23 protein-coding genes and 2 tRNA genes are annotated in these 24854 nt (G+C 48.9%); 12 read left to right on the forward strand and 13 right to left on the reverse strand.

The genetic code is table 11. The features are described from left to right. The first annotated feature begins 76 nt into the window (after positions 1-76). From J7438_RS02465 to J7438_RS02480, 4 genes are all read left to right on the forward strand, one after another. Positions 77-406 (forward strand): helix-turn-helix domain-containing protein, encoded by a 330-nt coding sequence (locus J7438_RS02465; RefSeq protein ID WP_209202764.1) that lies wholly within the window; start codon positions 77-79, stop codon positions 404-406. Between the two features lie 16 nt (positions 407-422). Further along, positions 423-1664, forward strand: a complete 1242-nt coding sequence (locus J7438_RS02470; protein WP_209275316.1) for a type II toxin-antitoxin system HipA family toxin — start codon at positions 423-425, stop codon at positions 1662-1664. A gap of 243 nt (positions 1665-1907) precedes the next feature. Next, on the forward strand, positions 1908-3167 hold the full coding sequence (locus J7438_RS02475; protein WP_209275317.1) for an ATP-binding protein: 1260 nt from the start codon (positions 1908-1910) through the stop codon (positions 3165-3167). A gap of 398 nt (positions 3168-3565) precedes the next feature. After that, the gene (locus J7438_RS02480; RefSeq protein WP_209203924.1) at positions 3566-4885 is read left to right on the forward strand and encodes an ATP-binding protein; all 1320 of its coding nucleotides are present in this window, start codon (positions 3566-3568) and stop codon (positions 4883-4885) included. Positions 4886-5143: 258 nt separating this feature from the next. Here the strand turns inward: J7438_RS02480 and J7438_RS02485 are convergent, their stop codons facing one another. The 9 genes from J7438_RS02485 to J7438_RS02525 form a co-directional block, all read right to left on the reverse strand. Then, complete coding sequence (locus J7438_RS02485) at positions 5144-6739, reverse strand: flavin monoamine oxidase family protein (RefSeq protein WP_209275318.1); 1596 nt, start codon at positions 6737-6739, stop codon at positions 5144-5146. A 388-nt stretch (positions 6740-7127) separates the two neighbouring features. Beyond that, positions 7128-9467 (reverse strand): M26 family metallopeptidase, encoded by a 2340-nt coding sequence (locus J7438_RS02490; protein WP_209275319.1) that lies wholly within the window; start codon positions 9465-9467, stop codon positions 7128-7130. A gap of 415 nt (positions 9468-9882) precedes the next feature. Next, positions 9883-10083, reverse strand: coding sequence for a hypothetical protein (locus J7438_RS02495; RefSeq protein WP_209275320.1), 201 nt, complete (start codon positions 10081-10083; stop codon positions 9883-9885). 40 nt (positions 10084-10123) lie between these two features. Next, positions 10124-10615 (reverse strand): DoxX family protein, encoded by a 492-nt coding sequence (locus J7438_RS02500; protein WP_209275321.1) that lies wholly within the window; start codon positions 10613-10615, stop codon positions 10124-10126. A gap of 32 nt (positions 10616-10647) precedes the next feature. Then, entirely contained in the window at positions 10648-11463 is an 816-nt protein-coding gene (locus tag J7438_RS02505; RefSeq protein WP_286196334.1) for an HvfC/BufC family peptide modification chaperone, read from the reverse strand. Next, positions 11460-12329 (reverse strand): MbnB/TglH/ChrH family RiPP precursor modification enzyme, encoded by an 870-nt coding sequence (locus tag J7438_RS02510; protein ID WP_209275322.1) that lies wholly within the window; start codon positions 12327-12329, stop codon positions 11460-11462. Before J7438_RS02510 ends, J7438_RS02505 begins: the two co-directional genes overlap by 4 nt. A gap of 9 nt (positions 12330-12338) precedes the next feature. Beyond that, positions 12339-12620, reverse strand: a complete 282-nt coding sequence (locus J7438_RS02515) for a BufA1 family periplasmic bufferin-type metallophore (protein ID WP_209275323.1) — start codon at positions 12618-12620, stop codon at positions 12339-12341. A gap of 24 nt (positions 12621-12644) precedes the next feature. Next, the gene (locus tag J7438_RS02520) at positions 12645-12959 is read right to left on the reverse strand and encodes a thioredoxin family protein (RefSeq protein ID WP_209275324.1); all 315 of its coding nucleotides are present in this window, start codon (positions 12957-12959) and stop codon (positions 12645-12647) included. Between the two features lie 19 nt (positions 12960-12978). After that, on the reverse strand, positions 12979-13464 hold the full coding sequence (locus J7438_RS02525) for a YHS domain-containing (seleno)protein (RefSeq protein WP_209275325.1): 486 nt from the start codon (positions 13462-13464) through the stop codon (positions 12979-12981). Positions 13465-13617: 153 nt separating this feature from the next. On the opposite strand from J7438_RS02525, the gene J7438_RS28180 reads away from it, so the two are divergent. After that, positions 13618-14469, forward strand: coding sequence for an AraC family transcriptional regulator (locus J7438_RS28180; RefSeq protein WP_209275326.1), 852 nt, complete (start codon positions 13618-13620; stop codon positions 14467-14469). A 158-nt stretch (positions 14470-14627) separates the two neighbouring features. Here the strand turns inward: J7438_RS28180 and J7438_RS02535 are convergent, their stop codons facing one another. From J7438_RS02535 to J7438_RS02545, 3 genes are read right to left on the reverse strand one after another with little or no spacing between them, the layout of a single operon-like run. Further along, positions 14628-16190 (reverse strand): FGGY-family carbohydrate kinase, encoded by a 1563-nt coding sequence (locus J7438_RS02535; protein WP_209275327.1) that lies wholly within the window; start codon positions 16188-16190, stop codon positions 14628-14630. Between the two features lie 24 nt (positions 16191-16214). Beyond that, positions 16215-17837 (reverse strand): glycerol-3-phosphate dehydrogenase/oxidase, encoded by a 1623-nt coding sequence (locus J7438_RS02540; RefSeq protein ID WP_209275328.1) that lies wholly within the window; start codon positions 17835-17837, stop codon positions 16215-16217. 36 nt (positions 17838-17873) lie between these two features. Continuing rightward, the gene (locus J7438_RS02545; RefSeq protein ID WP_209275329.1) at positions 17874-19481 is read right to left on the reverse strand and encodes an FAD-binding oxidoreductase; all 1608 of its coding nucleotides are present in this window, start codon (positions 19479-19481) and stop codon (positions 17874-17876) included. Between the two features lie 475 nt (positions 19482-19956). On the opposite strand from J7438_RS02545, the gene J7438_RS02550 reads away from it, so the two are divergent. From J7438_RS02550 to J7438_RS02580, 7 genes are all read left to right on the forward strand, one after another. Beyond that, complete coding sequence (locus tag J7438_RS02550; protein ID WP_209203918.1) at positions 19957-20382, forward strand: VanZ family protein; 426 nt, start codon at positions 19957-19959, stop codon at positions 20380-20382. Positions 20383-20545: 163 nt separating this feature from the next. Beyond that, positions 20546-21430: a bile acid:sodium symporter family protein gene (locus tag J7438_RS02555; protein WP_209275330.1), complete on the forward strand. Its 885-nt coding sequence runs from the start codon at positions 20546-20548 to the stop codon at positions 21428-21430. 64 nt (positions 21431-21494) lie between these two features. Next, on the forward strand, positions 21495-22199 hold the full coding sequence (locus J7438_RS02560; protein ID WP_209275331.1) for an SGNH/GDSL hydrolase family protein: 705 nt from the start codon (positions 21495-21497) through the stop codon (positions 22197-22199). A 365-nt stretch (positions 22200-22564) separates the two neighbouring features. Further along, positions 22565-22795 (forward strand): hypothetical protein, encoded by a 231-nt coding sequence (locus tag J7438_RS02565; RefSeq protein ID WP_209203915.1) that lies wholly within the window; start codon positions 22565-22567, stop codon positions 22793-22795. A gap of 179 nt (positions 22796-22974) precedes the next feature. Continuing rightward, entirely contained in the window at positions 22975-23415 is a 441-nt protein-coding gene (locus J7438_RS02570; protein ID WP_209275332.1) for a hypothetical protein, read from the forward strand. Positions 23416-23525: 110 nt separating this feature from the next. Beyond that, positions 23526-23602 (forward strand) — tRNA-Pro (locus J7438_RS02575). 202 nt (positions 23603-23804) lie between these two features. Continuing rightward, positions 23805-23881: transfer RNA gene (locus J7438_RS02580), tRNA-Pro, on the forward strand. A gap of 65 nt (positions 23882-23946) precedes the next feature. On the opposite strand, the gene J7438_RS02585 is transcribed toward J7438_RS02580, so the two are convergent. Further along, positions 23947-24807 (reverse strand): aldo/keto reductase family protein, encoded by an 861-nt coding sequence (locus tag J7438_RS02585; protein WP_209275333.1) that lies wholly within the window; start codon positions 24805-24807, stop codon positions 23947-23949. Positions 24808-24854: the final 47 nt, after the last annotated feature.

Below are 24854 nucleotides of genomic sequence, written 5' to 3' on the forward strand. Positions count from 1 at the left end.
TACTTCTTGTCTAATGGATTTTTATAAAAATGAAACTATAATTTCATTTAATTGGCTTCTATGAAGGTTTAGTTTCATGTCTTCTCGCTCTGCTGTTGTTTTTCCCAAGGATCTTCGGCTGTTGAAAACACTGGGCGAGAATATTGCCCTGGCGATGAAACGCCGGAAGATCACCCAAACCCGATTGTCTGAGCGTACCGGTCTGTCTATGCCGACCCTTCGTAATATCACCCGGGGTGAACCCGGTGTTTCCATTGGTCATTACCTGGTAGTGCTTTCAGCACTAGGGTTGGCTGAAGATTTAGCGAAGGTTGCATTGGATGATGAGTTTGGCCGTAAGTTACAGGATATTGAACTGCTATCATCCCGTCGCAAAAATAACGAACGTCATTCAGATTCCTTTTAAAGGGAAGGTGCCAGTTATGAGTAAGTCTGTTTGGGTTTATGCCCATTGGCATTCGATGGAACAGCCCGAACGGGTGGGCATTTTAGAGGTTGATCTGGTTCGGGGTGTAGAAGTTTACCGGTTTGCTTATGCCGAAAGCTGGTTAAGTTCACCATTTGCGGTACAGATAGATCCCCAGTTGAAGCTGTTCTCCGGTGATCAGTTTAATAATGATGCGCGCAATTTTCGGGTCTTTATGGATTCGTGTCCAGATCGCTGGGGGCGTTTATTGATGCAAAGGCGCGAAGCGGTTCTGGCCAGGCAGGAAGGGCGGCGTGTTCAGCGGCTCAATGAATCGGATTACCTGCTGGGTGTGCATGATATCTGTCGTATGGGGGCGCTGCGGTTTAAATTGTCCGACAGTGGTCCTTTTCTTGATAGTAATGAACGGTTGGCTGCCCCACCATTTTCAAGTCTGCGGGAACTTGAGTATGCGGTTAGTCAGATTGAGCTGAACCAGGATTTGGATAACCCGGATTATCTTAAGTGGCTGTTTATGCTGATTTCTCCCGGGTCGTCGTTAGGTGGCGCACGTCCCAAAGCCTGTGTAAGCGATGGCGATGAGCTTTGGCTGGCGAAATTTCCAAGCCATTATGATGGTTATGATGTGGGTGCCTGGGAGTATCTGGTTTATCGCATGGCAACAGATGCCGGTATTAACATGGCACCCTGTAAAATCCAGCGTTTTAATAGCTCACACCATACTTTTCTTACCCAGCGCTTTGATCGTTATGGGCAGGTGCGGCGTCACTTTTCATCAGCGATGACTCAGCTGGGTTACTATGATGGTGATGATGGAGCAAGCTATCTGGAGCTGGCACAGTTTCTTATTGAGCAAGGGGCAAACACACAGGCTGATCTTGCTCAGCTCTGGCGGCGGCTGGCGTTTAATATTCTGGTTTCCAACAGTGATGACCACCTTCGTAATCATGGGTTTATACTGGCGGACAATGCGAGTTCAGGCTGGTTGTTGTCACCGGCTTACGATATTAATGTGATTCAGGGTGCAACGGGTCTGCATCTCAATATTGATGACTATTCCAATGAGTTGAGTCTGGATCTGGCGCTGGAAGTAGCCCCTTATTTTCAATTGTCAGCGACACAGTCCAAAGAGATATTGACAGAGCTTCGTAGTGTGACCGACAACTGGCAACATTACGCGAATGAAATTGGCATTAATCGTCAGGAACAGCAGTTGCTGGCATTAATACTATGTTAAAACTATATTTTCATTTTGGTTTTAATAAAGAAGTTATAGTTTCATTTTCTGCTGCTCTGTGTTGCTGGATTTCCAGTCAGAAGTTCACTTCGTTTATCGTTTTAATAGAGCCTTGTATAGCGTTATTATTCCAGATTAGTCATCAGTAAAATCCATTTTAGTCGGATTATAAGTCCATAATGGTCGATTTCATAATCCATATTAATCTAAAATAAAATCCATATTAGTCATGATTGGATTGCTATGGACTACATACCAAGAGCTATTGAGCGTAATTTGCGGGAATGCTTGAAGGATACGCCGGTAGCCATTATCACCGGTCCCCGGCAATCGGGTAAAACGACCCTTGCGCGGCATCTGCTGGAGACACTCAAGCCTGAGGGTTCCGGCAGTTATCTGACCCTGGACGATGAAAATATCCTGACGGTTGCCCGCAATGACCCGATTGGTTTGCTGCGTAATCAGCCGCGTCCGGTCATTATTGATGAAATTCAGCGGGCTCCGGAATTGATTCGCACTATCAAGCTGCTGGTGGATGAAGATCGGCAACCCGGGGCTTTTATCCTGACCGGTTCCGCTGATCTGATGACGCTGCCGATGTTGGCAGATTCCCTGGCTGGTCGGGCAGAATTTATTACCCTGTACCCATTCAGTCAGAGTGAGTTGAAGCAGAGGCCTGCTGACAGGCAGGAAGAGCATGATATTATCCACCAGCTATTGTCTCCGTCTTCGGATTTTACTCCCCCGCCCGGGTCGCTGCTTGAGCTTGACCAGGTTATTTCGGCCATAGCTTGTGGTGGTTATCCTGAAGCAATACAGCGTTCTTCCAATCGTAGGACCCGCTGGTATAGATCTTATACCGATGCCATTATCCGGCGGGATATCAGAGAAGTTTTTCAGTTGCAAAAGCTGGACGAAATGGCGCAGCTGCTTAAATCACTGTCTTCTATTTCTTCTGAGGCGTTGAACTATGCAAGTCTTGGTAAAGCGATAAAAATGGATAGCAAGTCTGTGCAAAAATACGTTGCAGCCCTCGAAAACCTTTACTTGGTCAAGCGAGTTCCCGGGTGGCATCGGAATGATCTCAAGCGGGCAATTAAGCAGGCAAAGGTTCATTTTGTGGACACTGGGCTGCTGTGTTCCCTGCGAGGCATAAGTGCAGCGGCTATTAAAGCTGACAGAAATCTTATGGGATCGTTAATGGAAACCTGGGTCTGCTCTGAACTGCTGAAGTCTATCGCCATCAGTGATCAGGACTGCCAGCTTTTTCACTATCGTGACAAGAGTCAGCGAGAAGTGGACTTTATTCTGTCAGGGCATAATGGCCAGGCCACAGGCATTGAGGTCAAGGCAGGCATGACGATCAAAAAAGAGATGTTCGCGACTCTGGAAATGCTCATGGCAACGGGCAGTATTCAGAGGGGGATAATTGTTTACAACGGTGATACGGTGCTGCCCTTTTCAGAAAAACTGGTGGCGTTGCCGGTAGGGTGCCTGTTTTGAATATGAGTCGTATGTCGTGCAAAAAACGATTTTGGGTGCTTTTCGGATGTAAATCTTCTCGTCTGTCTCGGTTCTGTGTCTTGAGTGTTGCCCTTCATGATCGGATACCCCGTCATTAAGCCTGGCTCTTGATCACATCTCCCCAGCACTAAATTGGCGAGCTATCTGCCAAGTCTTGATCCGATCTTGCTACGACTGTCTGGGCTAAGTAATTAAATAAGAGTTCGCCATCCTGATCCCTGATTACTGCAAACTACAGTTAATTTTTCATTAAAAATTAACTTTTTATCTATTAAAAAATAAATAGTACTGTATTTTAATGTATGAAAAAGTATGAAAAGTCGATTATTGTTCTATAATAAATACAAAGTAACCGCTTTGGATGACTTTCGATAAGCATGGACAGATTACTTATTACCCAGCTATTGAACTGGAAGAATCAGCCAGAGCGCAAACCTCTGTTACTGGATGGTGCCCGCCAGGTGGGTAAGTCTTATCTGATCGAAGAGTGTTTTGGCAAAGACCACTTCCGTCGGGTTCTTAAGCTGGACTTTCTGGCTAACCCCAACCTGGCAGGGCTGTTTGGTGCCAATCTGAACCCACAAGACATACTTCTGAATATTGAGCTGGAACTGGGTGTTGATATTGACGCCAAACATGACCTTCTGTTTTTTGATGAAATTGGCGAGTGTCCTGCAGCGTTAAGTTCGTTGAAGTTCTTTGCTGAGCAGCGCCCGGATCTTTACCTCTGCGCGTCTGGCTCAAATGTTGGTCTGCTGAACTCGTTTCCGGTTGGTAAGGTAGAAGCTCTGGAGCTGTTCCCTATGTCTTTTGAAGAGTTTGTCATGGCATCGGGAAACGAGAAAATTCTGGAAGCCTTCAGGCGAGGACTCCAGATTCAGGCCTCTCACAATAAACTGTGGGATTTGCTGCTGGATTATTATTTTGTCGGCGGCATGCCTGAAGCAGTAGAAACCTGGTTTGCTGATGGGGGAAAGTTCAGTGGCATTAATGAGCGATGCAGCCGGATACAAAACATCCACCGGAGTCTATTATCCGGCTATCTTCGTGACTTTGGTAAATATGGCGGCAAGGTCAATGCACAGCATATAGAAAGGGTCTTTCGTAATGTGCCGTTGCAACTATCCAAAAACATGGATGCATCGGTTAAACGTTATCGGTTTAGCGGTGTGATCGAACGTAAACGCAGTTATCTGGATTTAAGCAGCCCTATTGAATGGTTGGAAAAAACCAAATTGGTTTCGCGCTGTTACCCTATTGACTGCGAACCTCAATCGCCCTTGTCTGCCTACCGGAAAGACAATTTTTTTAAACTGTTTCTGTTCGATATTGGGTTATTAGGACATATGCTTGACATCAGTTATCAGGAGCATCTTCAGCAAAGTTATGAGTATAAAGGTTATCTGGCTGAGAATTTTGTTCAGAATGAGTTAAGAGCCACCGGCTGTTATCCGACCTATTCCTGGGACTTCAGGCAAGCTGAAATTGAGTTTCTTTTCAAAACCAATAATGGCGAGATCATCCCGGTGGAAGTGAAATCTGGCAAGCGCACACGGGCAAAGAGCCTGAAGACTTATATAGCACGGTACAAACCTGCTCGAACGGTCAAATTAATTGGCTCTGTAGGAGGTACTGAGCAACCCGGGCAGAACATAACCTGGCCTTTATATTATGCAGGCAGGTTAAAGACTTTGTAGAAAATTGACTTTGAGGATGGAAGATAAAAAGTACGTATGAGCCAAGCCCTTGTGCACTAACAAGGACTTTCAGCAACACCTCTCCTATGCGGATGCAAATCTTTCTGCCAGTCTCGGTTCTCTGTCCTGAGTATCGCCCTTCATGATCTGATACACCTTTGGCTTTCATATCATGAAAAAATCTGGAGTTTTCTGAATCGTCATCAAGAGTGACCGGAACAGGTTTCTCTTCAGGTGCTTTGGGACCAATTCAGAGTGCTACTCGACAAAACGGGATAAATACTCTTTTTCAATCCAGCGCGGACGTTCCAGTTGAAAATGTTCTTCCAGCATCAGTTCGGTGCTGGTCAATGCGCCCTCCACCCAGCCTTGCAGATCGGAATAAGAGTCACCACAGATGTGAATGGGTAAACCGGGCAGGTGGCGCATACGCTTTTGAGTAGCCAGGCTCTTTTGTCCGGGCTTCCACAAACTGTATCCTCCCCCATAGGGGTCTTGAGACCAATCCATGTAGGCCGCAGTGTAAGGTTTCGGAATGTATTTCAAGTCATGAAGCGCCTTGAGTTCCTTTTGGGCTTGCATAACCTGGTTATTGGTGGCCCGGTTCTCGTTGGGAAGAGGGCTCTGTCCCACAGGAACAAAGGGGTTCTCTGCTCCGGCAAACTCATTCCCCCTGGCCAGGGGATGCCAGTAATCCAGCACCCGGCCATCGGTATAGGCTGCCAGCAACAGGGCGTTGGTGTTGCCAGCTTCACCGGCAGGTCGATCCTCTTCTGTTCCAAAATAATAGGACTGTTTGATCTGAAGGTCAGTCACCGACTTACCCCCCCTAATCCCGAGCACCTTCCACCAAGGGTAAGGGTAGCCAAGATAAAGTTTAATGGCCGGTTTTGAAATAACTGAGTCAATGTCCGACCATATTTCGGGGGTGCGTAAAAGAACTGAGTCCTGATCCAGTAGCTCCAGTGAGCGTTTTGGTAACCCTAAAATGGCGTGCCGGGCATTAACAACCATTCTGGTACCTTGGTCATTCTCGAACACGAGTTTAACCCGGGTCTGTCCCTGCTGTTCAAATGGGGTTATGGCGCATAACCTGTGACGGGAATGGTACTGGCCTCCTTGATCGATAAACCCTTGCACCAGGGCTTCGGGTAACGATTGAAAGCCGGTTGCAATCATCCTTGAGGTAACATTCCAGCCCGGTGCATTATTTCTGAAAACATCCATCGCCACAGCGGCATTCCAATTGCGAAAAGGAGCGTCGTAACCTCCGGCATCATTGATCAGTTCAATCGCTTCTCTGGACAGCACCCAATCCATCAGACTCCACCATCCGTACTCATAGAGCCTTTTTCCTTCCAGGGTATGGGATTGCCGGAAAGCTCTCCACTCATCAGGGGATGCACGGACGCTTTGAGGAACCAACGTATCGATCACATATTGAATCAGTTCGTCAGGCGTTTTACCCCGCTCATTGAAACTCAGCCGGTAGGGGACTTTATCCGGATCACGAAAGTCCAGGTCACGGAGATGGTGGTTGCGCACAAAAGAAATATTGCCCTGTGTGCCACTGCCTGGAAAGTCCAGAGTGGGTAAGCCCAGAGTGTTGACCAGTTCACGGGTCACTGCATGACTGGAAAAGTAGCGCATGCCCCCCAGTTCTGCCGGTACGTTGGGCATTCCGGGCATCTTGAGGGAGTAAAGACGGCCGCCAATCCGGTCACTCATTTCAAACAGGTCAATTTTCTGGTGTTCAGGAGCCGAAATTTTATCCCTTAAGCGCCATGCTGAATAAGCGCCGCCCACTCCTGCTCCAACAATGGCAATATCTGTCTCGTAGGCTTCCTGATTCATTATTTCTGGATATCCTGGTCAATTGAGACTGGTTGGTTGTTATTAAATCATGGGAGGGACCAGTCTGTTATCCATGCTGCCAGTATGGGGAGCAACAGTGATGACCTTTCTGAAAAAACGAAGTAATCCTGATTGAATCCAGAGTGCATATCTGACTGAAAAAGAGCATCACCAAAGGAGATATCGGCAGGGAAAAATAGTCATTAATGTGCTGCTATCGCCCGTCATGCCAGTGTGATGGACGGCAGGCAATCACTGGTCTGGCCATCACGGCCCGGGAAATCAATGCCAGCAGCAGAGCCTGCAACATACATTATCCTTCAGATTGTTGACTGGTTCTTCTTCTGTGTTCGCCATGGCATTGCTGCCCCCCCTGTTGCCATATCCGTCAGCTCGACCACCACCGGTTTGCCTTGGCTAGAGGCGGATTTATGCCTGGTCGATACATTCTCGTACGCCGGGGGGGCAGGGCGTTGTTGGCCAGGGCCAGGTTGTTTTCCAGCGCTATTCTCGGACAGCCTCCTGGAGGCGGATTTATGCCTGGTCGATGCATTCTCGTACGCCGGGGGGCAGGGCGTTGTTGGCCAGGATCAGGTTGTTTTCCAGTGTTCAACATGGCGTAGCTGCCCCCTTTTGCCATAATCGCCTGCCTGGCCTCCATCAGTTCGTAAAGGTCATCGATGGATTCATACTCGTTCAGTACATCCGAGCGGTCAGAGCGTTGTTGGTCAGGTTGTTTTCCAGTGTTTACCATGGGGTTGCTGCCCCCTTTTGCCATACCCGCCTGCTTGACCCCCATCGGTTCGTAAAGGCTATCGATGGCTTCATCCTCGTTCAGTACATTCGGGCGGTCAGGGCGTTGTTGGTCTGGTTCTTTTCCAGTGTTCGCCATGGCGCTGCTGCATCCTGTTGCCGTGTTCTCCGGTCTGACTAACAATAGATCGCAATGGTTCTGAGGAGGAGCAGGCAGAGGTCTATAAGTTATGGATCTGTCGTCGGGTTGCCACGGCATGGGGCGGTTACGGCCAGCCCTGGCCGATGATCTTTGGTTGCAATAGCGGTAGGTGTACACACCGGTAGCACCGACCAGCACAACAAACAACGCGCCCAGGGTGATACAGGCTAAAAAGACAGTATTTAGTGATTGCACTAGCGGTGTTGATTTGGCAAGTGTGGCAGAATCCGGGGAGGAAAAGGTCATGCCTGGTGTCGTGGCCGCAGTTGTTGGTGGCGTTGTAAGTGTGACAGAACCCGGGCTGGAAACGTTCATGGCGGTGCCTGGCACCGTGGCCACCGTCTCTGTGATAGGACATGATGGAAGGGCATTAGTACCATTTGATGTATCAATACCAGTATTAACAGCCTGGCAATCCGACGTTACAAACCGGCGGTCAAGATCTTCACAGAATAGAGTATTATTTTGCCAATAATGACACCCCTGGGCAGTGCTTTTTGGTTCGCCATTAACAATGACATTACAAATAACTGTGTTATTTCCTCCATTGATATCCGCAGAGGTAGCATTACCTGTACTATCAACGAAGCTGTTAATCACCTTGGTGTAGTCAGTACTTCCTTGTTTTCCCTTAATGGATCCTGCGCCAATACCGGCATTCGCCTCTTTACCTGAGGTTATCACCTTGCAGTTCACCGCTGTCGTGTCGGTAACATTTGCTTTATCCCGTACTCCCACCCCAATACCGGCATTCGCCTTTTCACCTGAGGTTGTCACCGTGCAGTTCACCGCTGTCGTGTCGATAACACTTTCTTTTGCCTGATATCCCGCCCCAATACCGGCATCTGTTTCATTACCGAAGGTTTCCACCCTGCAGTTTGCTGCTTTTGTGTTGGTAACTGTTCCATTGTTAATTTTGCCCACAGCAATAGCAGCGGTTGCATTTTCACCCCTGGTAGCAATGCAAGCACGTTCAACGTGAATATTGCTGATCCTGGCGTCGCCTGACATTTCACAAGCCGCTACCCCGGCCGGAGCTGTTGAATTTATATTGGCATCAATAAGGATCAGGTTCTCGATACTGCCCTCAGCGGAGAGGTGTTCTACCAGGCACCGGAGAAGGTTATCAATGGTACGGCAATTGCCGTCCAACTTGCCGGTAAACGGATGGACTTTATTACCAATGGACTGGGACAATTGGCTACCGTCGATATCCTCAGTCAGGCGATATTGTTTGCTACATGATTCCTTATCTTGGCAGATCTTGCCCAGGTCCTCGGCATCCCGCACCTCAACCCAGGAGTCAGTGTCAGGGGCGGATGCTGATGCCGCACCGACCGCGGACAGGCCGACCAGAGCCCCCAGTGCCAAGGGTGTGTTTGGCAACTGGCTGGACCGTAGCGTTGGGGCGGCGGATTTACCAGTCTGTTGTCGTAGGTTCTGTGAGGCTTTTCTGGTTTTGTTTTTCGTGTTTTCCAAAGTCTCGTCCGGTGTATTTTCCCTGTGTGTGCCAAGCTCAGGTATCGAACCGTCGCAAGCATTGAACGCATTCAGCTGATCGCTGGCAAACCGGCCCGCAACCGCCAGGTTGGCAAGATAGCTCAGCAAACTATTGATTTCTGAAGGCAGGCCGGAATAAGCTGCTATCGCCCGTCCTGCCAGTGTGATGAACTGCAGGCAATCACTGGTCTGACCATCACGGCCCGGGAAATCAAAGCCAGCAGCAGAGCCAGCAACATCCGGTACTGGCGGGCCGGGAATTGGTTGGATCATAGTGGGGGTTTAGCGACTGAACAAATGCACTGACTGCGGATTGGGCCACCCCAAACCTTCTCCATTGGCCCTCTGGTTGTGTGGTCGGGGTTGTCACCGGTTGCGGGTCGATGGCAGTGCTTGCCGAAGGTACGCCTGGTTGCCGTATCAAAACCAATACCTCATAACAAAGTTGTTTACGGCGATATCAATCCACTGTCTTGCAGAGTAAATATCCGGAGGAGCGAAACAGGTGGACCCGTAACATTTAACTGCTTTTGACGTGTAATACTGACGCTGTATGTACGCTACTTGAGAAGGAATAATGGCCAGTGCTATGGCAGTGGTGAGAATTGTTTGGATCACATACGCTTTTTTTTACTATGAAAATGCAGATATCTGTTGTTTAAATCGGGGCTCCAGCGCTGGACATACATTATCCTTCAGATTGTTGGCCGAGGTCATGTTCTTTTCCGGTGTTCGCCGTTGAGTTGCCCGCTGTTGCCATATCCGCCTGCTCGACCAACACCGGTTCAGCGGATTGATACTCGGTCAGCCTCCCGGGAGGCTGACCGAGAATAGACTGCCCTACTGCGGTTGCGATAAATTGGTCTAAAAATTCCTGCTTCTTCGTCAAATAGCCCCGCTATTCTCCTCAGAAGCAGAAATTTTTATCCTCAATTTCTCGCATTCCTCGCTACGGGCACTATTCTCGGACAACCTCCCAGCTGCTTTTCCACCAGGCGATCCAAACTAAAATAACCACCGCTGAAAATAATGAGCTGAGCCAGTAGCGTACCCCACAGCACATGCTGGATGTATGCCGCAGCGGCAATATCTTCGAGGCTAATCACAGCGACGATATTAACAAAGAACAGCCCGAATGCAGCAAAACGACTGGCAATACCTGCAAACAACAATAATGGCAAAATCAGCTCGGCTGCCGTCCCGAGGTACGCCGCCAGTTCGTATGGCAGCACTGGCACTGCATACTCCTCTTCAAACAGAAACAAGGTGGTGTCCCAGTCATCAATTTTAGTTAAACCCGAAGCGAAGAATACCCAACCGACATATAGCCTGGCCCCAAGTAATGCAACAGGCTCTAAAAGACTGACCTTACAGGCAATTTTTCGATAAAAATGACTCAAGGCTATTAATAGACTTTTCATAATACTTTCCCCCACTCTCATAAAACGCACTGTTAACAGTGAATAACTAAACGGTTAATAAGATTATTTTTAATGGCACCTGTCAGCCATTGCTCAAACGAGAAATCATCGCAAACAGTGACTAAATCCAGGGCCTCTCCCAGTGATTGATCAGCCAGTAAGGCCTGCATAAAGAGTGCTTCACTATCACTAAGTTGAGATATTTTTGGTTGAAACTCAGGACGATAAATCATAGTGGTCGTTGTTTCAGGCCCAGCTTGTAATAGCTGCCTGGCTTTTGTAAACGCCGCTTCGCGTTCAGTTTCAGACTCAAGGTGGTGGGCCTGGTAAATATCGAAGATGGGATAGTCGCTGGTTAACAACGCAACATTTGGATTCAGCACCACATGCAATTTTTCTGGCTCAGTATCACCCAAGCGCGCGAGGGACTGACTATCCACAGACCAATCAGGACCCTGGAGTCCGCAGTGAACCTGCCAATCAAGTGCTGCACAATCGGCCAGGTAAGGATATTCCTCGCTGAGGCGATGCGTTTTTAAGAAGGCTGCCAGGTCGCCGCCCCACTGTCCCCAATCGCCTTGATTCGGTGGCGATGACTTCAAGAACTCAGCGACCAATTCATCACTGTCGTTGCTGTCTAACAACTCGAACAGTGTCGGGAAGCTCAGGCTTAAACCTCGCCTGGCATTGGCTAATAAATTACGACGATATATTGCGATCCCCTCTTGCGTAAAGCCTTGTTCAACAGCAGAGTCATCCCAAATCGCTGCTAATAGCCGCTGTTGTTCGTTCATGACTTGTTGTTCGTTCATGACTTGTTGTTCGTTCATGACTTGTTGTTCGTTCATGACTGTTTCTCCAACACACGCTCAGCAATAGCCCGCGCCTTGTGTGCTTCATTTATCAGCACCGACCATTCGGGTAAATTGGTATCCCATTCCACCAGTGTGGGAATGGCACCGAAACGCTTAATAGCCTGCTCATATCCACGCCACACTTCATCGGTAACCGGGCAGGCGTGGTCGTCTATCACCATCCCGGTTTGAGGGATAGTTGCGCCTGCTAAATGAATCTGCGCCACGCTGTTGGTTGGCAGCACATTGATATATTCCGCGATGGAAAGCTCAATATCACCATGTTCAAAGTTGAGACTGTTTATCGCAATATTGTTGATATCGAGTAAGATCCTGGCATCGGTTAGCATGGCAACCTGCGCCAAAAACTCTGCTTCGGATAAATAACTCTCGTCAAACTGGACATAAGCCGACACATTTTCAATCACCAAATGGCGACCTAAAAAATCTTGTACCCGATTGATTTGTTCGCAAATCACCTTGAGATTTTGATGGGTATGAGCAACAGGCAATAAATCCCCACTGTGAATAAGCCGCCCCTGCTGTTGCCCCCATGTAAAACAGGCGTGTTCTGACATTAAAAAAGGATCAACATCATTCATTAACCGCTTGAGACGGTTTAAATAATCAATGGGAATGTTTTGGTGAGAGCCAAGGCCCATGGATGTCGAATGCAGACTCACAGGATAATGTTCTCTCACTTGACGCAGCACTGAAAGTGCCGCACCGCCATCTGAGAAAAAATTCTCGGAGTGAACTTCAACAAAATCCACTGCTTTATTACTCGTCAGGATGTCAGCAAAGTGTTGATGCCTTAGACCAACACCAACCAACACATCTTTTTGACACTTTGCCAACATAATTCGTTCCTAACTGTTTTTCGAGTTATACATTTCTTTCGCTTCTTTTTTAGTTAAACCGCCGAGCTTGGAACAAGTACCCTTTTCAACCAGCTTCCACTCGCCTTTGTCGTAATCAACATTTGACTGACCAGCACAAGAATGAGTACCCGCTAAATTTGCACAGTCATTTTGACCAGCTTTAGCGACGCCGTAGCATTTCTCTTTTTTTCCACCGGCTTCAGCGGGCGCTACAACACCTGATGCGATTACCGCTGCCAGTGCAGCACTGGCTAATACTTTATTGCTCATAATCTCTTCCTCTGTTTAAAAGAACTAAACTCGTTGATTTAACCACTGTATTAATTCTTGTGGTGGCACGGTGCCAACGTGTTGCGCCACAACTTGATTATCTTTAACTAACATAAGCGTTGGTACACTACGAACCCCATAATCAACAGCGGCTTGTGGCGACTCATCAACATCAAGCCTGATGGTGTTAAAGCGATCACTCATCATGTTAGCTACTCCCGCCACCACTGGTTTCATAGTCTGACATGGTCCACACCAGGAGGCACTGAAAAACAATAATGAATAGCCGTTTTTTGATACAAAATCGTCCAGGTTTTCTGCTGATGTCAGTTGCTTCATTCGATCATTCGCTCTTTGCTTACTCGTATACTTTTGCGATTTGCCCGACAGTTAAGCCTTTAATGTCTTTCCAGTTACCTTGAGCAGTCTCGATATAGCCCGGAATATCTGTTGACCATTTCTTTTGTACCGCGGCGTTGAGGTTCAGGTATAACTTGCCATCGCGTACGTGCCAGGCTGTTGGATCTGTGTCTAATTTCTTGTTTAACGCTACACCCATGGCGCAGTAACCACCGTATTGCGGTGCGTATTTAGCTGGATCCGCTTTGAACAAATCTCGGTTTTGCGCGCTGGAGAAGTGATAGATTGCGCCGTTGTGAGCTGCGGTGAATTTATCTGAACCTTTCGTTGGTGCACTTTCAGTGAAGTAAGCAACCGCGTCATAACCTTTGATAGCAAGATCATTGGCATTGGCATTGACTTCAATGTTTGCCGCAAAACTCATGCTGCTGGCCAGTAATACAGTTGAAGTCAATGTCGCTTTAACCAGCGTTTTAAGTTTCATTATGTAGCTCCTGATCATCCGTTATTTAAAGTTTGATAATTAACCAAGGTTGTCTACCTTGTTTGATAATATAGGGCTTCTAATTCTTAAAAAGGGATGAGATAGTCCCAACTTTGAACCCAATCGTCCAAAGCCGACTTAAAAGAGGTGGAAGTGGATCAACTTTCAATCATTCTTCAGCGTTTCTCCATAAATACCGATGTTTTTTTCACGGGAAATCTGTGTGGCATATCCGATTTCGAGCGCAAGCCCAATCAAGGCCATATTCATCTGCTGCGCCGTGGGGAGCTCACCATTGTTGACGAGCAAGGCAACTCGCAACTCATTAATGAACCAACGGTGATGTTCTTTCCCACACCTCATGCCCATCGGATTACCGGCAATGACGACAATCCACCCCAGCTGGTGTGTGCCAACATCATCTATAACGAAACATCGTCCAACCCCATTGCCAATGCGCTACCGTCGTTAATGTATTTCAAACTGACAGATTCTCAAAAGATGAATCAAACCGCCACCTGGCTGTTTGACGAGGCCTTTGATGACGAGTGCGGTAAACAGCCGATGCTCAATGCGCTAACCGATATCTTCATCATTCATGTGCTGCGTCATGTGCTAAACAACAACATTATAAATCACGGCTTATTATCAGGGCTTGCTCATCCACAAATATCCAAAGTAATGTTGGCAATTCACGAAGCGCCTGAGCATTCCTGGGGCCTGGAAGAAATGGCCGGGCAGGCACTGATGTCGCGCTCGAAGTTTGCCGACCTGTTCAAGAAGGTGGTGGGGCAAAGTCCTGGTGATTACGTGATAGAGTGGCGTCTTACAATGGCCAGGCGCTTATTGCTACAAAACAGACCAGTAGCACTTGTGGCCAATGCGGTAGGTTATGAAAATGGTTCAGCCCTGGCGCGGGTGTTCAGGAAGAAGCTGGGCATGTCGCCGAAAGAATGGTTAGAAAACAAGAATCTCAGCTCTGCTATAGGCCCATCAATAAAGTAGCTGACACTGAAAAAGAAGAGCCTGTCTACTTCTTGGAAAAAGAAGTTGGAAAAAGAAGTTGGAAAAAGAAGCAGGCAGCGAGCTGGATTGGTTCAGTCAGCCGCTGATGCTTCTACTCTCGATTTTAGTCATTTCTACCATTCAAAGAGCAGTAAAACTTAATGCTTCGGATAACCGGTAATATCCCGAATGGATTTATACAACGGTTGCAGGCGTTTATAGATTTTTTTATAAACCTCATTGTACAAACGATCATACAGCTGCATGGTTGGCAGGTCCGGCTCAAACACATCGCCCACCCGGGTCATTTTATCAATGGCTTCGTTATAGTCTTTATGAATGCCAAGGCCGACACAGCAGTTAATGGCTGCCCCAAGGCCGGAAGCTTCGTAGGTGTGTGGCCGTTCTGCCTCCATGCCAAAAATATTGGCCGTTAATTGCATGGCGGCATCACTCTGGGATCCACCGCCAGAGACTCGTAATCGGGTGATCGGTGTACCGCTGCGTTTTTCAATCTGCTCTTTACCGGATCGCAGTTCGTAAGCCAGCCCTTCCAGAATCGCACGGTAAATATGCGCCCGTTTATGAACATCGCCAAAGCCAATAAAAGCGCCTTTGCCTTCAGGGCCGGGTTGACGTACGCCCGGGGACCAGTAAGGTTGCATCATCAACCCCATTGAGCCCGGTGGTACCTTAGTTAACAGGGTATCGAAAAGCTGCTCGGGCTCGACACCCAACTCTTTTGCCTTACGCTGCTCGGCCTGGGCCAGCTCATTTTTAAACCAGCTGACCATCCAGAAGCCCCGATAAATCATCACCTCGGTGTTGTAACGTTTTGGCATCGCCGCTGTGTAGGGCGGAATAAAGGGGACTGTTTCAACGTATCGGGATGTTGTTGTACTGATGGTGGCGGTAGTGCCAAAACTCAAACAGCCGATATGGGGGTCAACACCGCCTGCGCCCAGTACTTCGCAGGCTTTGTCGGATGAGGCTGCTATCATTGGTAACCCCGCAGGCAGACCGGTATGCTCTGCAGCTTCAGCCGTAATATGACCTAACAGCTCTCCGGGTTGTACCAGATCCGGCAACATATGTCGTCTGGCGGCCAGCAGTTGCCATTTCAGATCGTGCTTGCCAGCCCATTTCTGGCGGCGATAGTCATAGGGCAGATAACCGGCCACTGAACCACAGGCGTCTTTCATTTCGCCAGTCAATTGATAGGTCAGGTAGCCGGATAAATTCACATAGTAACGGGTCTTCTGCCAGATATCGGGCTGATGTTGTATGATCCAGTTATCACGGGCTTTGGCGCGCAGATCTTCGATCAGGCTGGTCAGGCCGATGGTCTTGATCAATAGTCCCCAGAGGCCGCCAACGGGCTTTTCCGGTTCGGCTTTACGCTGATCCATCCAGACAATGGCGGGTCTCAAAGGCTTTTTATCTTCATCCAGGTTAATCATGGTGTAGCGCTGTGTGGTCAGTGCCATGCCTTTGATCTGCCCGGGCGCTACAATGCCCTGGTCCCATAACGCTTTACAGGCTTTTCCAAGTTGCTGCCAATAGTAGTCAGGGTGCTGTTCTGCCCAGCCGGGGTGTTGTGAAAAATAAGCCTCCAGCGCAACTTTGCTTTTGGCGATCTCATTACCGGCACTGTCAAATACCAGGGCCCGAATGCTCTGTGTGCCATTGTCGATGGCCAGCACATAGTCTGAATCACTCACTACACACTCACTTCTTGTTTCTTATTATCGAGTATCAGCGTTATTGCGCCGTTTCGGAATACTGTAATAAGTGTTCCAGATGGATTGATAACGGGTGACTTCCTGTTGCCACTGCTGCTCGCTCCAATCCAGTTCTTGCTGGCAGATGGTCTTGATTCTGTCGGCAAAAATCAGGCCTCCCTGTTCCAGCAGCAAGCCCAGGCGGGTACGGCGGAGCAGAAGATCATCCAGGTGCACAACGGCTTCATTGCCTGCCGACCAGCGCAGCTCGGCCCAGAGGGCACGGGCACCGGGAATAACGTCCTGTTCATCGGGTTGGAGCTGTGCCAGTAAACGATCAGTGTCCATGCCGTAATGGCCCCGGATACGTTGCTTTGAATAGTCCGGCAGCTTGTTAAACAGAGAACTATCAGACTCGTATTGAGTAAACATCTCCGCGCCGGTATCACTGAAATCAACGCCGGGCAGGTACTCTTCAGCTGCTTTTAAGACATCCAGGGCAATCAGTCGGAAGGTGGTCAGTTTGCCGCCACTGATGGTCACCAGTCCGTTATCGTTCCAGATACTGTGGTCACGTTTTTCTTTCGACGGGTTCAGTGTCCCGGAGCTGACCAGCGGGCGCACACCGGCCCATGAAGAGATAATATCCTGTTCGGTTAACCCGGCTTTCGGGAACTGGGCACTGGCGGCTTTCATCAGGTATTCCAGTTCATCACGGGTCATGGCTACTTCATGGTTGCCAATAGTGCCGTTGTCCAGGTCGGTTGTCCCGACCACGGTTCTGCCTTCCCAGGGGTAAATAAATATGGGGCGTTTATCATCCGGGTGCATGGCGGTGTATGACTGAGCCACCGGCAGTCGCCAGCCAGGTACGACAATATGGCTGCCACGGGCAGGGCGAATATGCTGCTCTGAGGTCATCTCACCCCGAAGTTCATCCCCCCAGGCACCTGTGGCATTGATCACCACGTTGGCTTTCACCGGAGTTACCTGACCGGTTTCGGTATCCTTCAGTTGAGCACCCGTCACCTGACCATTGTTTTTAATCAGCGCATCGACACCAACATAATTTATTACCGTAGCACCGTCTTTCTGAGCTTCGCGCAAAACCCGGATAACCAGGCGTGAGTCATCGGTAATGGCATCGGCAAACTGGGTGGCACCGAGCAGGTTGTGCGCATTAATGAGCGGGCTCAGGTTTTCAACGTCGTGTAATTTATGAAACTTACGGTAACGCTTACCGGCAAAAAAATCATAAATACGCAGCAGAATATTAAAGACCAGCGGCCCTGGAAACCCACCTTTGTAATGGGCCATCAGATAGCCCATTGGATCAACAAGGCCGGGCGCTTCTCTCATCAGGCGTTCCCGTTCGGAAACTGAGTGCATGGTGGTTTTGATATCGCCGGAAGCGATGTAGCGAAGGCCGCCATGGATCATTTTTGATGAACGGCTGGAGGTTCCCCAGGCGAAATCCTGACGATCAACCAGCAGCACCTTCAGGCCCCGGCGTGCGGCTTCACGGGCAATGCCAGCACCGGTGATGCCGCCACCGGCCACAACGATATCCCATTCCTTGTCAGTATTGTTTTTTAACGCTTCCAGTAACTGATTCCGGTTACCTGTCTGCCAGGATTTCTGCCACATGGGTTGGGTACCTGATAAATTCAATGAAGTGAGCAGTTATTCGCTGTCCTGGAGTAACACGCCGGGGTTCAGTCGTTTATCCGGGTCAAAGTCATGCACCAGGGTGGCAATCATCCGCATCCCCAGCTCACCTTTTTCTGCCGGCATATAAGGCGCGTGGTCACGGCCAGTGCCATGCTGGTGGGAAATGGTGGCATAGCCCCGGGCAATCACTTCAGAGGTTTTGGCCTTCAGCTTTTTCCAGCGTGCCAGAGTGGCTTCGTAGCTGTCAGCGCAGCGGAAGAAATAGGTGGTATAGATACTCGACCCCTGACCGTAGATATGGGAGAGGTGAGAGAATGCCATGACATTTTCCCCTTCGTCCTTTAAGGCGTTTTCCAGGCTTGCTTCCATCTGATGCATCAGGCCATCCACATTTTCCCAATCGGTGGCGGTTTCCAGTGTATCGACTGCTATGCCCCGGGCCCAGGTGGTTTCCCGCAGATAGGGGAACTTGAAACGGCCATGGGCCCAGATGGTGCCCATGATGTTGGCCAGTGCACCACCAACGCCGCCATGTTTTTTCAGAATCTTGCCCAGCTGTTTCAGGGCTACTTTATTTTGGTATTCAGAGCCGGTCACGCCAAAGGTTAGCATGCATCGATTGTCGTCCAGCCCGCGAAATCGCAGATAGCCTTCCAGCAGTTTGAACTGTGTCAGTGAGGTACCAAGGTGAGCGTGGGCACGAGCCTCTTTAGCGTTGCTGACCCGCATCATGGAGAGTGGGATCTTCTGCTGTGCAACTTCCCGGGCGACGGCTTTACCTGCCTGCCAGTTCGGCATAAAGCAGACCATAAACTTTTCTTCTTCTGCTGCACGTTGTACGCGTACTTTCACTTCGGTAAAGATACCCAGGCGGCCTTCGGTGCCCATGGTGAGCTCCCGAATGTCCGGCCCTGCGGAAGAGGCGGGAATCGAAGGAATGTCCAGTGTGCCCTGCAGGGTTTCCATACGGCCACCGGCAAACATCTGTTCAATTCGACCGTAACGGAGTGACTGTTGGCCTGAAGAGCGGGAGGCGATCCAGCCACCAATGGTGGACAATTCCCAGGATTGGGGGTAGTGCCCAAGGGTATAACCCCGTGCCTGCAGTTGTGCTTCAATCTGTGGTCCGGGAGTCCCTGCACCAAAGGTGGCAATCTGGCTCTCTTCATTCAGATCCATTAACTGGTTCATGTGACCCATATCAATGGTCAAAATGGCCCTGGTATTTTCCTGCGGCGTGATGTGACCGGCAACGGATGTTCCACCGCCATAGGGAATCACAATAAAATCGTGCCGGACCGCAAGGGCAAGAAGTTCGCGAACCTGTGCACTGGTTTCCGGATAGGCGACACCGTCCGGAAAAACCCCAAAATCACCACTGCGCATGGCCAGCCAGTCCGGAAAGCTCTGGCCACGGGCATGGCGAACCCGATCTTCTGCAGCAGTGATAATCAGTGGATGTTCAGGCAGGCGGGTTGGCGGTACCTTGGCTATCACGCTCTTCAGGGTGGCATCTTTCAAGGGGGTCGGTTCGCCGATAATACGGCGAATCAATGCATCCCCGTGGTCGGAGACTTCTTTAATGTAACTCTCATCACCCCAGCCATTCCAACGGCGCATGGTCTACCTCTGTTCTTTTTATTCTGCTAATGCTAATAACTGCCATGTAGAGCCAGGAAGCAGCTAACGCTTTTAAACTGACAACGGTGTCTGTTTTTAGAGTCGCTAATGTAGCAAGTTGAGGTGTGATATTTCAACAATCAGCAAGGAGGGAGCAAACCATAAGTAGCTAACCATATGAAATCGTATATTTCTGACTCCTTGTGCTGGCACTCTGCTTCGTTACAACTCCGGTCACATAGCTACGGCTATGCTCCCTCCGTTGTGCCTCGCATAGTACCAGCCCAAGTAGCCAGAAATATACGATTCCATATGGCCAGCTACTTACAATATCGTTAATGGCAAAGACTCCAATGTTTATGATTGAGTGGAGTGGTAAGCTTAATGCCTGGTCTTAAACAGGAATGTTAAGCGCCATCAACCCCAACGCCCATTGGCCGATGGCCTGTTACAACCTATAACTCAGGGCCATCCAATGAATGAACTGATTACCACACTTCAGGCAACTCCCCCTTCAACCTGGCAAATCCTCTCTTTCTGTGCCCTGGCTTTTGCCCTGTTTATGTCATTGATACCCGGCAAATGGGATCCCACCCGTTTTATCAATGATAAGGTGAAACATGTACTCACCTTTATGGTGCTGTCTCTGCTGATCGATCTGGCATTTCCAGCGGCCAGCGTCTGCTGGTGGAAACCGGCAGGGCTGATGGCGTTTGGCGTGTTTATCGAGGTCTGTCAGCACATGACCCGTTATCGCCGTTTCAGTTTTGGCGATATTATTGCCAATGGGGTGGGTATCGGGATTTATATGGGGATCAGTCTCGGTATTGGTACATTGGTCGCCTCTGAAGGTAGTTGCCAACCCTGGCCTGAATGTATGAGTGTGTTGTTTAACCTTTAGCCATCGAAAAAGTGAACCTGGTCCTGGCAGGGCCAGTCACCTGTTTCTGTGACCATAAGCTGACAAGGCTCTGGTCAGCATGGATTTGCCATTGTTTTCCTGGTGTAAAGTCTGCAAAATCACCGGACATCAATAACAATAAACAAGAACAAGGATTTCATCCATGTATCAGGCCCTTGTCGGGATAGGTCTTCCTGCCGCCCTTATCCTTATCATGATCGGTGTTGGTTTAAGTCTTACTTTTAACGATTTTACCCGGGTTTTTGCCCAGCCCCGTGCCTTCCTGGTAGGGATAACCTGTCAGATGCTGTTGTTACCTGTTATCGCAGTACTGATTATTGACCTGGCCGGACTGAGCGGTGAGCTGGCCATTGGCCTTTTTATCCTGGCACTCTGCCCCGGGGGAACCACATCCAACCTCTACAGTTTTTTGGCGAAGGCCGATGTCGGTCTGTCCATTTCATTAACGACCGTTGCCGGGTTTATCACCACCTTTACCGTACCGCTGCTGGGAAACTGGGCGATTTACCACTATGCAGGTGCAAACTCTCAATTTGAATTGCCGGTGTTGATTACCTGGGTCAAGTTGATGGCCATTACCATTATTCCGACGTTGATCGGTATAGGGATCCGTCTTCAGTGGCAGGGCTTTGCCGAGAAAGCAGAACCCTACGTCGGTAGGCTGTCTGCCGTCATACTGATACTGATGATTATCAGTATTGCCTGGGAACTGGGTGAGAAAGTCATGTCTTATCTGCTGCAGGCAGGCTTTGCCGCCCTGGCCCTGAATGTGCTGACCATGGCGCTGGGCTATCTGGTGGGGAAATGGCTGGTGGATAATGAACGACAGGCCAGAACCATCAGTCTGGAAGTGGGTTTGCAAAACGGAGCATTGGCTTTGCTGGTCACCGTTACCATTCTGGACAGTGCCGCCATGTCTATTGGCCCCAGTGTTTATAGCCTCCTGATGCTTGTTACCGCCTCGCTGTTCACTATGGCGGTATTGAGAAAGGATAAAACCGTTCAGGGAAAGGCGGTTACTTCCTGAGGGAGTGACTTTCCGGGCATCTGTTTAAATGAATCAACAATAAAAATGCACAACGGCTATTTTGATGTTTGAACTTATAGGATTAGTAAGCACTGTTTTATGTTGTCTGTTGCTTCTTTCTATCGCAATCTGCCAGGGCGTTCATTTAAAAAGAAGGGCACTTCGCCTGCCCGAGGCCAGTGGTAAACGTCTGCAGGCCAGAGGCTCGGATTGTTCAATTGTTCATGTGGGTGAAAGCCCTGTCGCCGGGGTGGGGGTGGCAGAGATAAGACAGGGGCTGACCCACCAGGTTATCAGGAACCTGACTCAGGATCGGGGCGTTGAGTTTGATTGGGAAATACTGGCAAAAAATGGTGCCAGAGTGTTCGACTCATTAACCTTTGAGGCGACCATTAAAGAACCCGATCTCTTGATCATCAGCTTTGGCGTCAATGATACCACCAGATTTACCTCAGGTTCGGAATTCAATAAACATATGCAGGCGTGTGCCCATCGCTTTGCTTCTGACAATACCCGGGTATTTATCACCTCAATTCCAAAGATCAACCGGTTTCCCCTGATTCCAGCCCCGTTAAGCTGGTTGTTGGGAGCAAAGGCATACCTGCTGGACAGGCAGTTGCAGAAGCTCTGCCAGCAGGAGGGGTGGACGTATATCCACAGTGATACGACTCCTGACGCTTCGTTGATGGCGGAAGATGGTTATCACCCTAATGAGTCGGGGTGTCAGGTCTGGGCGGGGATCATTGCGGACAAGATAATAAGTAGCTAACCATATGAAATCATATATTTCTGACTCCTAGGCTTCGTTACAACTCCGGTCACATAGCTACGGCTATGCTCCCTCCGTTGTGCCTCGCATAGCACCAGCCCAAGTAGCCAGAAATATACGATTCCATAAGGCCAGCTACTTAGATACCCGGAACCACAGGGTTTAACGATCAATTAATCACTAAGTATTGATACGTATCAATATGCGTATTGATAATTTGTTTAATAATCAGCCTGTTGATTGGTCATTGACCGTCACGATTCTGTCATCTTTTCAGTGTTAATCTGCCCTTGTTGATAGCATTAACAACAGCAATAAAAGTGATCGTGCACAGTCAGAATAAAGAACGGAAACTATCATCCGCAATGTTGAGAATTGAGAAATATACGCTCAGAGATGGGCAGGCAGGTTGGCAGGCGCACCTGGTAAAACCTGATTGTTCCAAAATACATGAAACTCGTCGTTTTAGCTATTCAGACTATGGCGACCTTGCGTTTCAGGAAGCATTAGACTGGCTTGAGCGTCAGTACTATCAGCCCGCTGGCAATGATGCCGGTGATCAATGTCCGGTGCTGGCTATAAGCGAATCACACTGAGTTTTTTCTCTTCAGGGGATGAAGTGTTTGCTATGGATGGCAACTTTTCCCGAGAGAAAGAAAAACCATTTCGCCACAAATCTTCAGCTCTTGCGTTGCATTGCTTATTTTTCCCAGTTAGGTAGAGTTAGAAGCGCGTATAAGCAAATATACATTGCCTGAAAAAAAGGGGGTAGCACATGTCCCGGACAATAAAAGGCTTGATAACGGCTATTATGGCAACAGCATCGTTGCTGACCAATACTGCGGCTGCAGCCCAGAATGATAACCATGTCTACGCCGGGTTGGGCTGGACGGTAAAGCATGGCTGGATACCCTCAGCCATTGTCGGGGTTCGCAGCATTGATGTAGATGGTATTAAGGATGTAACCGGTGTTGATCTTTCCCTCTCTTATCACTTCACCGATGGCTTTGATAAGTTCCTGCTGAAAGGTGTTCGGGGTGAGATTGACTGGCAGGCGGAGTTAGGCGCTGGCTATGATTTTCAGGGGCAGTCTCTGCTGGTTATCGGTGGTGTTCAGGGGCGTCTGGTTAATTATTCCATGGATGTCTCTCTGAATGGTGATATTGATGCTGGCCTGACAATCAATAGCATTGATAAATATGACTGGGAGCCATAGTTATTAAATTGACCATGAAATCCTCAATGGCAGTTGACGGCGTTGGGAAAATAGGGATAATACGCCTCCACTGGCTCAGCGCAACATCGGTTGCAGTAGCGGTGAGTTAACGGGGTATAGCGCAGTCTGGTAGCGCGCCTGCTTTGGGAGCAGGATGTCGGGAGTTCGAATCTCTCTACCCCGACCATATCAGGTAAAGCCCATGCTCTTGAGTATGGGCTTTTTTGTTGCCTGAAGTATATTCCGCAACCAATTTGCGGAAATCACCACTGTAAAAAGATTGGTGGTTTGCTAAAGTATCAACCGTTCCGGTATGGCGGTGTTTCAAGAAGTATCACTGTTCATGATGTCCGGAACACTGTTTTTATTCATAACCTGGTTATGAATTTCGGGGTATAGCGCAGTCTGGTAGCGCGCCTGCTTTGGGAGCAGGATGTCGGGAGTTCGAATCTCTCTACCCCGACCAGATTTGTTTTTTATTGGCCAGCATCATGCTGGCTTTTTTTTATTTTCAGAGATGTCGCCTGAGTTTTAAGTCATCAGTTGCTCTATCACATTCACTTCATCATCCGTCAGTGGCGTCTGCAAACAATTCAGATCCTGTTGCATGTGTTTTGCATCACTGGTGCCTGTTAAGACAATCATTCCCATTTTTAATGCAGCCTGAAAAATGACCTGTGGTCCGGTTAATCCTGTCCTCTTCATAATGGTCTGAAATTCAGGCATTTCCAACAGTTGGGTGTTGGCCGTCAGTAACGAAAACCCCTGGTAAAGAATATTATGTCGATGGCATAGCGCACGTATATTGGCGTCCCATCCGGTTCTGGCAAAGCAGCGGTTCTGCACCAGCATGGGCTTGATCGCTGCATGGTGGCTCAGGAGCTCCAGCTGTTGGTGATTTACATTGCTGACCCCCAGAAGTTTGATTTGGCCGGACCGGTGGAAGCCTTCCATTGCTTCCCAGACAGCAAAGTCCCGGTCACTGAGTCCATGCGACCGGGATGGACCATGCAGCAGATAAGCATCAAGGTAATCCGTGTTCAAGTGCTCCAATGATGAGAGGAGGGACTGCTCAACCTGAGTTTTGGTATCGGCTTCAGGATTGTAGGGCAGACGGTTGTCTTGCCCTTCAGCGTAGGTAAATTTTGTTTGCAGGAAGAGGTCTTCACGGCACTTGCCACTGGTTTGGTAGAAGTTTTGCAGTGCTTCACCAACCCCGTGTTCAAAATAATGTTTGCGCTGGTTGGCAGTGTCTATGGCTGTGAAACCGTTGTTCAGGGCTTTCAGTGTCAGCTCGGAGGTGGCCTGCTCTTTCCAGGCCGTGCCGTAGATAAAACGGGGAACACGGGTATCGTGCAGCGTAAACGGATTGGTTTCCGGTTGTTCGGTCATCTCCTTGTCTCCCCTGGAAATTATTGACGATATTATGACTTGTCTGG

Origin of the sequence: Thalassotalea sp. G20_0, assembly GCF_017744175.1 — a bacterium.
Lineage (GTDB): Bacteria > Pseudomonadota > Gammaproteobacteria > Pseudomonadales > Endozoicomonadaceae > Endozoicomonas.

Excerpts from the sequence above, each read along its gene's own strand:
- J7438_RS02505 (WP_286196334.1), bottom strand. The coding sequence starts at position 11,463 with ATGAACGAACAACAAGTCATGAACGAACAACAAGTCATGAACGAACAA.
- J7438_RS02490 (WP_209275319.1), bottom strand. The coding sequence starts at position 9,467 with ATGATCCAACCAATTCCCGGCCCGCCAGTACCGGATGTTGCTGGCTCT.
- J7438_RS02550 (WP_209203918.1), top strand. The coding sequence starts at position 19,957 with ATGAATGAACTGATTACCACACTTCAGGCAACTCCCCCTTCAACCTGG.
- J7438_RS02560 (WP_209275331.1), top strand. The coding sequence starts at position 21,495 with ATGTTTGAACTTATAGGATTAGTAAGCACTGTTTTATGTTGTCTGTTG.
- J7438_RS02555 (WP_209275330.1), top strand. The coding sequence starts at position 20,546 with ATGTATCAGGCCCTTGTCGGGATAGGTCTTCCTGCCGCCCTTATCCTT.
- J7438_RS02520 (WP_209275324.1), bottom strand. The coding sequence starts at position 12,959 with ATGAAGCAACTGACATCAGCAGAAAACCTGGACGATTTTGTATCAAAA.
- J7438_RS02515 (WP_209275323.1), bottom strand. The coding sequence starts at position 12,620 with ATGAGCAATAAAGTATTAGCCAGTGCTGCACTGGCAGCGGTAATCGCA.
- J7438_RS02465 (WP_209202764.1), top strand. The coding sequence starts at position 77 with ATGTCTTCTCGCTCTGCTGTTGTTTTTCCCAAGGATCTTCGGCTGTTG.
- J7438_RS02475 (WP_209275317.1), top strand. The coding sequence starts at position 1,908 with ATGGACTACATACCAAGAGCTATTGAGCGTAATTTGCGGGAATGCTTG.
- J7438_RS02485 (WP_209275318.1), bottom strand. The coding sequence starts at position 6,739 with ATGAATCAGGAAGCCTACGAGACAGATATTGCCATTGTTGGAGCAGGA.
- J7438_RS02545 (WP_209275329.1), bottom strand. The coding sequence starts at position 19,481 with ATGCGCCGTTGGAATGGCTGGGGTGATGAGAGTTACATTAAAGAAGTC.
- J7438_RS02585 (WP_209275333.1), bottom strand. The coding sequence starts at position 24,807 with ATGACCGAACAACCGGAAACCAATCCGTTTACGCTGCACGATACCCGT.
- J7438_RS02510 (WP_209275322.1), bottom strand. The coding sequence starts at position 12,329 with ATGTTGGCAAAGTGTCAAAAAGATGTGTTGGTTGGTGTTGGTCTAAGG.
- J7438_RS02565 (WP_209203915.1), top strand. The coding sequence starts at position 22,565 with ATGTTGAGAATTGAGAAATATACGCTCAGAGATGGGCAGGCAGGTTGG.
- J7438_RS02500 (WP_209275321.1), bottom strand. The coding sequence starts at position 10,615 with ATGAAAAGTCTATTAATAGCCTTGAGTCATTTTTATCGAAAAATTGCC.
- J7438_RS02525 (WP_209275325.1), bottom strand. The coding sequence starts at position 13,464 with ATGAAACTTAAAACGCTGGTTAAAGCGACATTGACTTCAACTGTATTA.
- J7438_RS02540 (WP_209275328.1), bottom strand. The coding sequence starts at position 17,837 with ATGTGGCAGAAATCCTGGCAGACAGGTAACCGGAATCAGTTACTGGAA.
- J7438_RS02570 (WP_209275332.1), top strand. The coding sequence starts at position 22,975 with ATGTCCCGGACAATAAAAGGCTTGATAACGGCTATTATGGCAACAGCA.
- J7438_RS02470 (WP_209275316.1), top strand. The coding sequence starts at position 423 with ATGAGTAAGTCTGTTTGGGTTTATGCCCATTGGCATTCGATGGAACAG.
- J7438_RS02480 (WP_209203924.1), top strand. The coding sequence starts at position 3,566 with ATGGACAGATTACTTATTACCCAGCTATTGAACTGGAAGAATCAGCCA.